Source organism: bacterium, from assembly GCA_028820935.1.
GTDB lineage: Bacteria > Actinomycetota > Acidimicrobiia > Spongiisociales > Spongiisociaceae > Spongiisocius.
In genome coordinates this window covers 1-12,188 of record JAPPHZ010000030.1, presented here as the reverse complement: position 1 = coordinate 12,188, position 12,188 = coordinate 1, and the positions used below count along the sequence as shown (strand labels likewise).

Sequence of the window (12,188 nt, the reverse complement as noted above, 5' to 3'; positions counted from 1 at the left end):
ATCCCCGTCTTTTCCGGCACCCTCCCAAGAGACCACTAAAACCTTATGATGGACGGTTAAAATCACCGCTGATGAGCGAACGACGGCACCGGCTGGCGGTCATCGCCGGAGATGGAATCGGACCCGAGGTAATCGTTCAGGCTCTCAAGGCCGTGGAGGCAGCCGGCGACCGGTGCGGTTTTGCTGTAGAGACCGTGGACTACGACCTGGGAGGGAACCGGTATCTCGCCACCGGCGAGGTCCTGCCCGACTCGGTGGAGCAGGAACTCGCCGGCTTCGACGCCATCCTGATCGGAGCGGTCGGCACGCCTGACGTGCCGCCAGGAATCCTGGAACGAGGGCTGCTCCTCAGGCTGAGATTCAACTTCGAGCTTTACGTGAACCTCAGACCCATAAAGCTGCTGCCCGGAGCAACAACCCCGATCGCGGGTCTCACTCCCGACCGCTGCGACATGCTCGTCCTCAGGGAGAACACGGAGGGGCTGTACGTCGGATCGGGCGGCGTACTCCGCGAGGGCACTCCGGCGGAGGTAGCCGTCGAGGAGTCACTCAACACCCGCTTCGGCGTCGAGCGGATCGTCCGGTACGGATTCGAGCAGGCCACGGGACGGCGAAAACACCTGACCCTGGGACACAAGACCAACGTCCTCACGTACTCGGGAGGCCTCTGGTACCGCACCCTTCACGAGATCGCCGAGCACTACCCCGACGTGGCGGTGGAATACGCTCACGTGGACGCCATGTGCCTGCACCTGGTCACCCAGCCCGAGCGCTTCGACGTGATCGTCACCGACAACCTGTTCGGCGACATCATCACCGACCTCGGCGCGGCCGTGCAGGGCGGCATGGGCCTGGCCGCGAGCGGCAACATCAATCCCGAGGGCGCCTACCCGTCCCTCTTCGAGCCCGTACACGGTTCGGCGCCCGACATCGTTGGACGAGGATGGGCCAATCCGGTGGCCGCGGTGCTGTCCGCCGCCATGTGCCTGTCCCACCTGGGCGAACACCGGGCGGCGTCGATCGTGGAGGATGCGGTCGGCGCGGTGCTACCCACCATGAGATCGATGGGAGGACCCGACATGGGGGCCTCCACCGACCAACTGGGGGACCGGATAGCCGCTGCCGTGGCTGAAGCCTGACGACTTGAAATCCTTCCCCGAAGGGCCCCGACCGGAGCCGGATAACGAATGAACATCGGAGCCCCGCGGCAGCCGAGCCCCGAAACCCGCATCGGGATCACCCCCGAGATCGCCGAGCGATACGTGGCCGACGGCCATGCGGTCCGAGTGGAGCACGGTGCCGGTGAGGCCGCCGGCCTGCCGGACGGAGCATTCCGGGAAGCGGGATGCGAGATGGTCGGCTCGGCGTGGGAAGCCGAAGCGGTGGTGACGGTCGGACCTCCCGGTGATGGCGAGCTCTCCAGGATGACTCCGGGCGCCTGGCTCCTGGGTCTCCTCCGGCCGCTGGATGAGCCGCACGCCATGCGAGCCCTCGCCGGGGCGGAGGTGACGGCCATCGCGTTCGAGACCCTGCCCAGGACCACCCGGGCCCAGTCGATGGACGCCCTGTCATCCCAGGCCACGCTGGCCGGATACGAGATGGTGCTGGAAGCCGCCTCCCGTCTCCCCCGCATCTTCCCCATGATGGTGACCGCGGCTGGAACGATCCGGCCCGCGACGGTGCTGGTGCTCGGGTGCGGTGTGGCCGGCCTGCAAGCCATCGCCACCGCTCGACGCCTCGGAGCGGTGGTCAGGGGATACGATGTCCGGGCGAGCGCCGCTGAACAGGTCCGGAGCCTGGGGGCTTCCTTCATCGACCTGGATGTGACCCAACAGGACTCCTCCGCTTCCGGCGGGTACGCCCGCCCGCTCTCCGACGGCGACGGCAGCCGCCTGCTGGAAGGCCTGGAGCCGCACGTTGCAGCCGCCGACGTGGTCATAACGGCCGCCGCCATCCCGGGGAGGCCCGCTCCCACCCTGATCGGCGCGAGGGCTGTCTCCGGCATGCGGCGCGGGTCGGTGATCGTCGACGGCGCCGCGGAGCGGGGAGGGAACTGCGTGCTGACCGTTCCGGACGAGGTGGTCCGGGTGGAAGGCGTCACGGTGGTGGGGCCGACCGACCTCGAGGCGCGACCCGCCGGCGACGCCTCCAGGACCTTCGCCCGCAACGCCTACGAGCTCTTCAGCTATCTCAGCGACCCTGCGACCACCGGCGCCGACGACGAGATCCGGGCAGGAGTGACGATCACCCGGGACGGCAACGTGGTCCATCCCGATGTTCTGGCCCGGATCGAGGTGGAGCTATGACACTCGCCATCGGCATCACCGTGTTCGTCCTCGCCGCCTTCGTCGGTTTCGAAGTCATCACGAAGGTTCCTCCACAGCTGCACACCCCGCTCATGTCCGGATCCAATGCCATCTCCGGGATCACCCTGGTCGGGGCCCTCCTCGTGGCGGGGCGGGGAGGTCTCGTCGCCGGCATCCTCGGGTTCCTGGCCGTGACCTTCGCCACCATCAACGTGGTCGGCGGGTTCCTGGTAACCGACCGGATGCTGGAGATGTTCGGCACGCGCCAGGGACTGTCGCGGAGGGACGAGAGTTGAGCGACGCCGCCTCCACCCTTCTCTACCTGGCCGCCGCCACGCTGTTCATCCTCGGCCTGAAGCGGTTGAGCTCGCCGTTGACCGCCCGGTCGGGCAACCTCATGGGTGCGGTAGGGATGCTGATCGCGATAGTGGTGACGCTGCTCCGGGCGGGCATCGTCGACTACACGCTGATAGTGGCCGGCTTCGTGGTGGGCGGTACCGCGGGCACGATCCTGGCCCGGCGGGTGGCGATGACCGGAGTCCCGCAGCTGGTGGCGGCCTTCAACGGCTTCGGCGGCGCCGCCTCGGGCATGGTGGCGGCAGCCGAGTTCCTGGCGAACGGATCCTCGGCGGCCGAGACCGCGGTCACGGTCACCCTCTCCTGCGCCCTGGGCATCGCCACGTTCACCGGCAGCTTCGTGGCGTTCGGGAAGCTCCAGGGCCTGATCCCGGGCCGACCCCTGCTGTTCGGGGGACAGATGGTCTTCGACTCGGCTCTCGCCGCAGCCGTGGTGGGTTCGGGTGTCTGGATGGCGTCCTCGGGCGACCGGGGCGCCCTATGGCTGTTGATCGCCCTGGCCGCCTTGCTGGGGGTGACCCGAACCTTGCCGATCGGCGGCGCCGACATGCCGGTAATCGTCGCCTTCCTCAACTCGATGTCGGGTCTGGCCGCGGCTTCCACCGGCTTCGTCATCAGTTCGGAGGCCCTCATCATCTCGGGCGCGCTCGTGGGCGCATCCGGCCTGGTCCTGACCACCATCATGTCAAGAGCCATGAACCGTTCCCTGGCCAACGTCCTGTTCGCAGCCTTCGGAGGAGACGACGAGTCGCCGCCCGAAGGGATAGGAAGTGGCCTGGTTCGCCGTGCGACCGTGGACGATGCCGCCGTGACGCTCGCCTATGCCCGCTCCGTGATCGTGGTCCCCGGCTACGGCCTCGCTGTCTCCCAGGCCCAGTACAGCGCCCGGGACCTGACCGACCGGCTGGCCGCTCGCGGCGTGGGAGTGCGCTATGCCATCCACCCTGTCGCCGGACGGATGCCGGGGCACATGAACGTCCTGCTGGCAGAGGCGGACGTTCCCTACGAGCAACTGCTCGACCTCGACGAGATCAACGATGACTTCCCCCGCACGGATGTGGCGCTCGTGGTGGGCGCCAACGATGTGGTGAACCCCTCGGCGAGGGATGACCCCTCCTCGCCGATCTTCGGGATGCCGATCCTCGACGTGGACCGGGCCGGCGCCGTCATAGTCGTCAAGCGCAGCCTCTCCCCCGGCTTCGCGGGTATCGACAACCCGCTCTTCTACCGCGACACCACCCTGATGATGTTCGCCGACGCCAAGGCCGCTCTCGAGGATCTGGCCAGGTCGGTCCAGACGGTCTGACCCCGGGCGCGTATCGCCATCCTGACAGGTCCCGGAACTACCGTACGATGCCATGGAGTTCCGTGAGGTGATCACACGGCGGCGGATGGTGCGCAACTACACCGGCAGTCCTGTGGATCCGGCGGCATTGGAACGGATCGTCGATGCGGGACGGAGGGCCCCGAGCGCCGGGTTCTCCCAGGGCCAGGCATTCGTCGTGGTGACCGACCGGACCGACCGGGCCGAGATCGCCGCGCTGGCGGGCGAGGCCCGCTACGTCGAGGCCGGGTTCGATCCGTGGATCAGCCGGGCTCCGGTCCACGTGGTCGTGTGCGCCTCGGAGGACGCCTACCGGCGCCGCTACCGGGAACCCGACAAGTCACCCGACGGTAAAGAGGTCGAATGGCCGGTCCCCTACTGGTGGATAGACGCCGGAGCCGCCCTCCAGAACATACTCCTGGCGGCCGTGGACGAGGGCTTGGCGGCCGGCTTCCTCGGCTGCCATGCCATGTCCGGTCTGGCGGCCTTGCTGGACATCCCTGACGAGTACTCGCCGATCGGCGTGGTCACGATCGGCCATCCCGCCCCCGATCGGAGGTCGGGGTCGCTGGACAGAGGCCGACGGCCCGTCCGGGACGTCATCCACCGGGATCGCTGGTCGGCCGCCGAAGGATCCGGATGATCACCTCTCCGGCCAACCCCAAGGTAAAGCGCCTGGTGCGGCTCCGGAGCCGGCGCCACCGGGATGGCGAGGGCTCGTTCCTGATCGAGGGCTACCGCGAGATCACTCGGGCGGTGGCCGCCGGTATCCGCATCGATGAGGTCTACGTGTGCGATCGCCTCTTCCTCGGGACCAACGAGCCCGACCTGGTCGAGCGGATCGTCGCGTCAGGCGCCCGGCGCCACCGGGTGGCGCCCGATCCGTTCCGGAAGGCCGCCTACCGGGACCGGCCTGAAGGGCTCCTGGCCGTGGCGCCCCAGTTCGACACCGGGTTGGAGCGGCTCAGGCTGCCACCCGATCCGCTCCTGTTGGTGATGGAAGGCATCGAGAAGCCGGGCAACCTCGGAACCATGCTGCGCACGGCCGATGCCGCCGGCGTGAGCGCGGTCATCGTGGCCGATCCCGCCACCGACCCGTTCAACCCCAACGTGGTGCGAGCCTCGCTCGGCTGCCTGTTCACGGTGCCGCTCGCGGTCTCGACCGCGGACGGCGCCATCGGGTGGATGGCCGGACACGGGATAAGGGCCCTCGTCACCACCCCCTCGACCCAGGACCTCTACTGGAAGGCGGACTACTCGGGCGCTGTTGCCGTCGTGGTGGGGTCCGAGCAGTACGGGCTGAGCGAGACCTGGCTGGACGGACGCTTCCCCATGGCCCGCATCCCCATGGCCGGCTCGGCCGACTCCCTCAACGCGGCCACCGCCGCCGCCCTGGTCCTCTTCGAAGCCCTCCGCCGGCGCACATCCGGTACCTCTTGAATGGAACGAGCGTCGAAGAAGCGCCCTACCCGGCCTACAAGTGGAGAGGAAGATGAATGATCGTCAGCTGGCCCGCAATCTTCAGTCGGTAGGGATGGTGCCCGAAGCATTATCAGGTCCGGGCGCGGTGAGGCGTAGGGCCATAGGGCTTGTCTCTTTACCGAGTCGCCACCCGTTACTGGCCACGGTCCGCTGAGCACTGACGGCATTCTGGAATCAACGGACTCATGCCTGCCTGAGTTGGAGCAGATCACGTGCGATGAACCAGTGGCGGTTGCGACCGGGGCCTGTGCTCGGGACGTCGATCGGCGACACCACGCCGCGGTCGGCCAGCGCGGCCAGCGCCGTGCGGGCGCTCCGTTCGCTGCTGCCGAGTAGCCCGGCCACGTCCCCGGCGCTGAGTAGCGGATGGGCGGGGAGGTTGGGGAGCAGGGCGCGGGCACCGTGGTCGGACCGTAGCCCGCTGAGTGCTTCCTCCCACTGGGTCAAAAGGGCATCGGTCTGGTCGAGGATCCGGCTGGTGGCGGATGCGGCCCTCTCGGCCATCGCGGCGAACCACCTGACCCAAGGGTCGGTCATGCCCTGCTCGAAGAGGTGAAGGCCGGAAAGGTAGCCGCCGGGATCGCGGGCGATGGCCACGCTGATGGGAACGCTGGTACACCTGGTCACCCCCCTCCTGTGCAGTGTCCGGCCGATCAGTACCCGTCCGAGACGCCCGTTTCCGTCTCCGTAAGGATGGATTGCCTCGAACTGGGCGTGGATCACGGCGGCGTGGGAGACCGGATCCAGGTCCGGAGGGCTGCCGTCCGCGAACAGGATGAGATCCTCGACCAGTCTCGGGATTTCCTGCGGCGGCGGAGGAACGTAGGTCGCGTCCATGGGCGTACTACCTCCCACCCAGCCGAATACCGGTCGGAATGCCCCGACCATGCCGGGCGGCAGCATCCCGTACCGCATGAGCTGCCTGTGCCAGCCATGCAGGGTTTCCACGGTCAACGCCGCGTGGGCGGTCTCCAGGGCCCGATCGATAACCACCAGGTTGTCGGCGACCCAGCCGGCGGCGCCACCCGAGCCGGTCCGTCCTGCGATCAGGACGGCTTCTGGCGGTTCGCGCAGCCCCTCGATGGCGGAGGAGGCCATCCCCTCGTTACGCAGGAGCAGCCGGGCCAACGGCTCCCAATGGTCGGGCAGCCTCGCTTCCGCCAGCCTTATGGCCGCGCAGGCTCGCTCGCCGGCTCTAGCGGTGGAGGCCGACAAGACCAGGGCGCGCTCTCGGAGCGGCGCCGGTACCCACGCCCGGACCGTTCGCCCGTTCCAGTCGGATTCTACGTATTGGCCCGAAATGTCTTCCGCATTCGAGATCATTTCAGTAGATTACTACAGTATCCTTCCGAAAATGTGATGGTTGCGGAAGGATCCCACGCCATGTCTCGTGATCAACTCCCTCTGTCTATTCACATCCCCATCGCCAGAAATGTTCAGATGACGACAGAGGCAGAACACTAAACTCACCTTATGATTGCCGAACCTTCCTGGACTATGGGGATCGAGGAGGAGTACCTCCTGGTCGAGCGCGATACGGGGGCGCTCGTGTCCTACCAGCCCCAGGGTCTGATCGAGAAGGTCAAGGCCCTGCGCCACGGCTTGGTGAGCCCCGAGTTGTTCAGTTGCCAGATCGAGATCGGGACCCCGGTCTGCGAGAACCTCAAGGACCTGCGGGCAGAGATCGGGCTGCTGCGTATCGCCGTCTCGGAGGCGGCTGACGACTACGGGCTGGCCCCGATCGCCGCCTCGACCCATCCGTTCACCCGCTGGGAGACGCAGCAGGTGACCGACGGCGACCGCTACCGCCAGCTAGCCGACGACCTCCAAGGGACCGCCCGGCAACTGGTGATCTCGGGACTCCACGTTCATGTGGGAATCGAGGACCCGGACCTCCGCATCGACCTGATGGGACAGATCTCCTACTTCCTTCCCCACCTCCTCGCCCTGTCGGCCTCCTCACCGTTCTGGCAGGGCAGGGACACGGGTCTCAAGAGCTACCGCCCGGCCATCTTCGGCGCCATTCCCCGCACCGGTCTGCCAGAGAGGTTCGAGTCGTGGGCGGAGTACCAACGACACGTGGATGTCCTGGTGAACGCCGGCATCATCGAGGACGCCTCGAAGCTCTGGTGGGACGTCCGTCCGTCGTGTCGCTACCCCACGCTCGAGATGCGGATCACCGACCTGCCCACCAAGATGGAGGACACCATCACGCTCGCCGCCCTCTACGTGTGCCTGCTGCGCATGCTCTGGCGGCTGAGAATGGAGAACCAGCGCTGGCGGAGCTACGCCAACTTCCTGGTCGCAGAGAACATCTGGCGCGCCCAGCGATACGGGATCGCCGACCGGCTGATCGACTTCGGTAAGGGCGTCCTGGTGCCGTTTCCCGACCTGATGGAAGAGATGATCGAACTAGTGCGGCCCGATGCCGAAGCACTCGGCTGCGTGTCCGAGGTGGAGCATGCCCGAACGATCCTCGAGCGGGGTACCTCCGCCGACATCCAACTGGGCGTCTACAGGAAGGCATTGGAGTCGGGCGCCGACGACAGGGAGGCGCTACGGGCGGTGGTGGATCGCCTGGTGAACGATTCGCTGGCTCCCCCCGATGTGCGGCAATAGGCGTCAGGGTATTCCACGACTCCGCCGCTGAGACACGGCATCGGCTGAGTCGGCCAGCCTCGTCGCGTCGAAGTACCTGCTTCCACGTGTTCTCTTGCGCCAACCTCGGAGGCAGCGTTCCAAGGCTGACACCCTCCGTTTCTAGGGGACGCCTAGCAGCACCGCAATGATGAGACCGGTCGATCCAAGCACGAGAGCGGTTACGAAACCGATGACCCGCCAGGTGAACCGATTCATATCTTTGGCCAGATCGGTCCGTACCTCTGCCTGACGGGCTTCGTCCTTCGCGTCGACTAGCGACTCGGTGACTCCCTGGCTAGTCATGCGTGGAGCTTTCCTTCCTCAGGTTGGCTGACAACATTCTACCAACACGGCGGTGATCGGCCTCCCGTACCGGTGTCAGTGTTCGGTGATAATCAACATAAGGGAGTCTTGTGACGCATTCAACTCCCTTTCCGGAGAACGCGAAAAACGCGCCACGCGGCGCCACGCACCGGGCCCATCCCCCGCCACCACCGCCGTGCCTTTCGGAGCGTGGCCGGACACGCCGGGTTGGTGCCGGAGGTCGGCCTTCGCTCCATCGAGCTTGTATGTTCCATTCGGGCCGGCCGAACCGATCGTCTCATGCCATCGGCCGGTGTTGGTGCTTGGCGATAGGCAACGTAAGGCGGGGCGGTGACGCGTTCAACCCCTGTCCGGAAAGCGCGACGAATCATCGCTGCCGACAGACCGGCTAGCCCGGGAACTCTCCCAGCGCCTCGGCTAGGTCGATCCCGCCTTCGTAGAGGGCCCGACCGATCACCGCCCCGTCGATGCCTCCGGCGGCCAGATCGCGCAGGTCGCCCATCGTCGCGATACCGCCTGCGGCCATCAGTTCGGCATCGGGCGCCCGGCGGCGGACCGCTCCGAGTAGCTCCAGGTCGGGGCCGGTCATGGCGCCGTCGCGAGCGATGGCGGTCACCAGGAACGTCGACACCCCGGCTTCCAGCGCACTCTCGACCACCTGCTCGAAGTCCCGGCCCTCGTCCAGCCAACCCTGGCCTCCGGCCCGGCCGTCCCTGACGTCGACCGCCGCCACCACCCGGTCCGGCGAGGCTCGCTCGACGGTCGATGCCAGAACGCCAGGCGACCAGACTGCGCTGGTGCCCATGATCACTCGGTCTATGCCGCACCCCAGCGCCGCTACGGCGTCAGCGGCGCTCCGGATGCCCCCTCCGAGTTGGACGGCCACCCCACGGGCGGCCACCCGGCGCCACAGGGACGGATCGGGCTTTCCCTTCCTCGCCCCGTCGAGGTCGATGACATGCACCCAGGCGGCGCCCGCATCCTTCCAGGCTTCCAGCTGGTCGCCGATCGACTCCCCGTACCTGGTGACCCGGCCGTAGTCGCCCTGGAACAGGCGCACCACGCCCCCACCCAGTACGTCTATCGCCGGAAAGATTCTCACGAAACGCCTCGGAACTTCTGATCGGGAGCGGATTCCAGCGCGGCAGGGTAACCGGACAGGACCGCCGACGAACCGTGCCCGGCCGCGATGTGGTCAAATGGCGCCATGGACCTGTGCTCGCTCCCCGCAACCGAAATGTCCTCGCTGCTGGCCCGAGGGCAACTCAGCGCCCGCGAGCTGCTCGACGCCCACCTGTCCCGGATCGAGGCGCTCAACCCGATCGTCAACGCCCTGGTGACCCTGACGCCCGAGCTGGCCGTGGAACGCGCCAACGGCGCTGACGAGGCACACGCCCGGGGCGAATCGCTAGGGCTGCTGCACGGCCTGCCCGTGGCCCACAAGGACCTGCTGGCCACGGCCGGCATCCGCACCACCTTCGGCTCGCCTATCTTCTCCGACTTCCTCCCTCCGTCCGACTCGCTCGTCGTCGAGCGCCAGCGCCGGGCCGGAGCGGTGATGGTGGGCAAGACCAACACGCCCGAGTTCGGGGCCGGATCCCACACCTTCAACCCGGTCTTCGGCCCCACCCGCAACCCCTACGCGCTCACCCGGACACCGGGCGGCAGCAGCGGGGGTGCGGCCGCCGCGCTGGCCGCCCGGATGCTGCCGCTGTGCGACGGGAGCGATCTGGGCGGGTCGCTCCGCAATCCCGCCGCCTTCTGCAACATCGTCGGGTTCCGCCCGTCGCCCGGTCGGGTACCGGCCATCACAGCCCACGATCCGTGGTCTCCCCTCCCGGTAAGGGGCCCGATGGCTCGGACGGTGGCGGACGTGGCCCTCTACCTCCGGGCCATGGCCGGCCCGGACCCTCGCTCGCCGGTCTCGATCAACCAGTCACCGGATGCCTTCGCCGGCTCCCTGGAACGGGATCTGACCGGCACCAGGGTGGCCTGGTCACCTGACGCGGGCGGGCTTCCGGTCGATCCCTTCATCAGGGCGGCCCTCGAAAACGCTCCCGACCTGCTGGCCGACCTGGGTTGCGAGGTCGTGGAGGCTTGGCCGGACCTGTCCGACGCCGCCCAGATCTTCCAGGCCCGGCGGGCATGGCTGTTCGCGGTCGGCTATGCCCCGCTACTCGCCGAGCACCGGGACCTGATGAAGGCGACCGTGATCTGGAACATCGAGGCCGGCCTCGATATGTCCATCGCCGACTACGCCGACATCTGCCGCCGGCACCGCGAGCTGGTGGCCCGAGTCCATGACTTCATGAGGCCTGAGGAGGGAGGATTCGACTTCCTGGCCGCGCCCGTCACCCAGGTGCCCCCTTTCCCCGTAGATGTGGAATACCCCACCGAGATCGACGGAACCCGGATGGAGACCTACATCGACTGGATGCGGTCGTGCAGCGACATCACGGTGACGACCCACCCCGCCATCTCCGTCCCGGGCGGCTTCACACCCGACGGGCTACCGGTCGGCCTGCAGCTGGTGGGCCGTCCTCACGCCGACCGCTCCGTTCTCGAACTGGCCCATGCGTGGGAACGGGCCACGGGGTGGGGCGAGCGGATACCCCCCGAGATCGCCACCACCGGCCGCGCTCCCGCCGGATAGGAGCGTCGAGTTCCGCCGCCTAACCGGTCGGGTGGTCACACCACCGAGCGCCGGCTATGGCGCCGAGCCGCCCTAATCTAAGGACTATGGGACGCGACCCCTCTACTTCCGAATCCGGTCCGGCGCCCTCGTCCCGGCTATTGCTCGGGTTCGCCCTCCTGGGTGCGGTGGCGGCGGGCGCCGCTCTTGCCGTCTCCGAGCTGGTGGCAGGCGCCTCCCCGTCCGCCCCGTCACTGGTGCGGACGATCGGACAGCGGGTCATCGACGTCACCCCCGTGCCTGTGGTGGATTGGGCCATCGCGATGTTCGGTACCAACGACAAGCTGGTGCTGGTGATCGGGATCGTCCTGGTCTCGCTCGGGATCGGCGCTCTCCTCGGCCTCCTGTCCAGGGACCGCCCCGGCGTGGCGGCGGCCGGCTTCGTGCTGTTCGGCGCGGTCGGGTTCGTGGCAGGGCTGACCGATCCGCTGGCCGGGACGGTTCTAACCCTGTTGGCCGCGGTGGCTGCGGCAGGCCTGGGCGTGAGCGTGCTGCTGGGACTCCGTTCCCTGTTGGTGGGCGCAACCCGGCCCGGGTCCGGCGCGGGCGCCCTCGCCGGATCGCGGCGCGCCTTCCTGGTCGCGTCGGCCGCGACGGTGCTCGTGTCGGTGTTCGAGGTGTTCCTCGGTCGATACCTCGGGAGCCGGACCCAGTCGGCCGCGGTCGGACGGGAGCAGGTCACGCTCCCCACCGCACTCCCCTCGCCGGCGCCCGCCGCTACCCCGTCCGAGGACGGCGTCTCCGACACCACCGTACCGGAGTTCGAACCCATCGAGACCGCCGCACCGGAGTTCGAGCCCATCGAGACCGCCGTACCGGAGTTCGAGCCCACCGACACCCCCGAAGCGGCCGGGACCGTCCCAGCCGGGGCGGAGACCACCGAGCCGGCCGAGACCGCCTCGACCACCCAGCCCACGACCGCCGAGACAACACAAGCCCCCGAAACGACCACCACCACCCAGCCGACGAGTACCGAGACAACGCAAGCCCCCGAGACGACGACCACCCAGGCGACGAGTACCGAGACAACGCAAGCCCCCGAGACTGACTCTTATACACATCA

General features: G+C 68.0%; 12 protein-coding genes. 9 read left to right on the top strand and 3 right to left on the bottom strand.

All coding sequences use genetic code 11. The annotated features are described in order from the left end of the window. The first annotated feature begins 71 nt into the window (after positions 1 to 71). Genes OXM57_07730 through OXM57_07705 form a run of 6 tightly spaced genes read left to right on the top strand, consistent with a single transcriptional unit; the run spans position 72 to position 5,427 of the window. Positions 72 to 1,139, top strand: a complete 1,068-nt coding sequence (locus tag OXM57_07730) for a 3-isopropylmalate dehydrogenase (protein MDE0352568.1) — start codon at positions 72 to 74, stop codon at positions 1,137 to 1,139. Between the two features lie 48 nt (positions 1,140 to 1,187). Continuing rightward, on the top strand, positions 1,188 to 2,306 hold the full coding sequence (locus OXM57_07725) for an NAD(P) transhydrogenase subunit alpha (GenBank protein MDE0352567.1): 1,119 nt from the start codon (positions 1,188 to 1,190) through the stop codon (positions 2,304 to 2,306). Beyond that, positions 2,303 to 2,602 carry an NAD(P) transhydrogenase subunit alpha gene (locus tag OXM57_07720; protein ID MDE0352566.1) on the top strand — a complete coding sequence of 100 codons (300 nt, stop codon included), beginning with the start codon at positions 2,303 to 2,305 and terminating at the stop codon, positions 2,600 to 2,602. Before OXM57_07725 ends, OXM57_07720 begins: the two co-directional genes overlap by 4 nt. Beyond that, a complete protein-coding gene (locus tag OXM57_07715) occupies positions 2,599 to 3,969 on the top strand; it encodes an NAD(P)(+) transhydrogenase (Re/Si-specific) subunit beta (GenBank protein MDE0352565.1) in 1,371 nt (456 codons plus the stop codon). Before OXM57_07720 ends, OXM57_07715 begins: the two co-directional genes overlap by 4 nt. Before the next feature lie 52 nt (positions 3,970 to 4,021). Next, positions 4,022 to 4,630 (top strand): nitroreductase family protein, encoded by a 609-nt coding sequence (locus OXM57_07710; protein MDE0352564.1) that lies wholly within the window; start codon positions 4,022 to 4,024, stop codon positions 4,628 to 4,630. Then, positions 4,627 to 5,427 carry an RNA methyltransferase gene (locus OXM57_07705; GenBank protein MDE0352563.1) on the top strand — a complete coding sequence of 267 codons (801 nt, stop codon included), beginning with the start codon at positions 4,627 to 4,629 and terminating at the stop codon, positions 5,425 to 5,427. The genes OXM57_07710 and OXM57_07705 overlap by 4 nt, the downstream gene beginning before the upstream one ends. A gap of 225 nt (positions 5,428 to 5,652) precedes the next feature. On the opposite strand, the gene OXM57_07700 is transcribed toward OXM57_07705, so the two are convergent. Next, positions 5,653 to 6,792 carry a Fic family protein gene (locus tag OXM57_07700; protein ID MDE0352562.1) on the bottom strand — a complete coding sequence of 380 codons (1,140 nt, stop codon included), beginning with the start codon at positions 6,790 to 6,792 and terminating at the stop codon, positions 5,653 to 5,655. 153 nt (positions 6,793 to 6,945) lie between these two features. Here OXM57_07700 and OXM57_07695 point away from each other — a divergent pair, with 153 nt between their 5' ends. Beyond that, positions 6,946 to 8,088, top strand: coding sequence for a carboxylate-amine ligase (locus OXM57_07695; GenBank protein ID MDE0352561.1), 1,143 nt, complete (start codon positions 6,946 to 6,948; stop codon positions 8,086 to 8,088). 141 nt (positions 8,089 to 8,229) lie between these two features. Here OXM57_07695 and OXM57_07690 read toward each other — a convergent pair whose 3' ends face one another. After that, the gene (locus tag OXM57_07690) at positions 8,230 to 8,412 is read right to left on the bottom strand and encodes a hypothetical protein (GenBank protein MDE0352560.1); all 183 of its coding nucleotides are present in this window, start codon (positions 8,410 to 8,412) and stop codon (positions 8,230 to 8,232) included. Between the two features lie 409 nt (positions 8,413 to 8,821). Then, positions 8,822 to 9,535, bottom strand: coding sequence for a 1-(5-phosphoribosyl)-5-[(5-phosphoribosylamino)methylideneamino] imidazole-4-carboxamide isomerase (locus tag OXM57_07685; protein ID MDE0352559.1), 714 nt, complete (start codon positions 9,533 to 9,535; stop codon positions 8,822 to 8,824). Between the two features lie 105 nt (positions 9,536 to 9,640). Here OXM57_07685 and OXM57_07680 point away from each other — a divergent pair, with 105 nt between their 5' ends. Further along, positions 9,641 to 11,086, top strand: coding sequence for an amidase (locus OXM57_07680; GenBank protein ID MDE0352558.1), 1,446 nt, complete (start codon positions 9,641 to 9,643; stop codon positions 11,084 to 11,086). Between the two features lie 86 nt (positions 11,087 to 11,172). Beyond that, positions 11,173 to 12,188 (top strand): hypothetical protein (locus OXM57_07675; GenBank protein ID MDE0352557.1); only part of this gene is annotated, 1,016 nt, incomplete at its 3' end.

Coding starts and splice junctions, on each gene's coding strand:
- OXM57_07720 (MDE0352566.1), top strand. CDS start 2,303: ATGACACTCGCCATCGGCATCACCGTGTTCGTCCTCGCCGCCTTCGTC.
- OXM57_07705 (MDE0352563.1), top strand. CDS start 4,627: ATGATCACCTCTCCGGCCAACCCCAAGGTAAAGCGCCTGGTGCGGCTC.
- OXM57_07725 (MDE0352567.1), top strand. CDS start 1,188: ATGAACATCGGAGCCCCGCGGCAGCCGAGCCCCGAAACCCGCATCGGG.
- OXM57_07730 (MDE0352568.1), top strand. CDS start 72: ATGAGCGAACGACGGCACCGGCTGGCGGTCATCGCCGGAGATGGAATC.
- OXM57_07680 (MDE0352558.1), top strand. CDS start 9,641: ATGGACCTGTGCTCGCTCCCCGCAACCGAAATGTCCTCGCTGCTGGCC.
- OXM57_07700 (MDE0352562.1), bottom strand. CDS start 6,792: ATGATCTCGAATGCGGAAGACATTTCGGGCCAATACGTAGAATCCGAC.
- OXM57_07690 (MDE0352560.1), bottom strand. CDS start 8,412: ATGACTAGCCAGGGAGTCACCGAGTCGCTAGTCGACGCGAAGGACGAA.
- OXM57_07710 (MDE0352564.1), top strand. CDS start 4,022: ATGGAGTTCCGTGAGGTGATCACACGGCGGCGGATGGTGCGCAACTAC.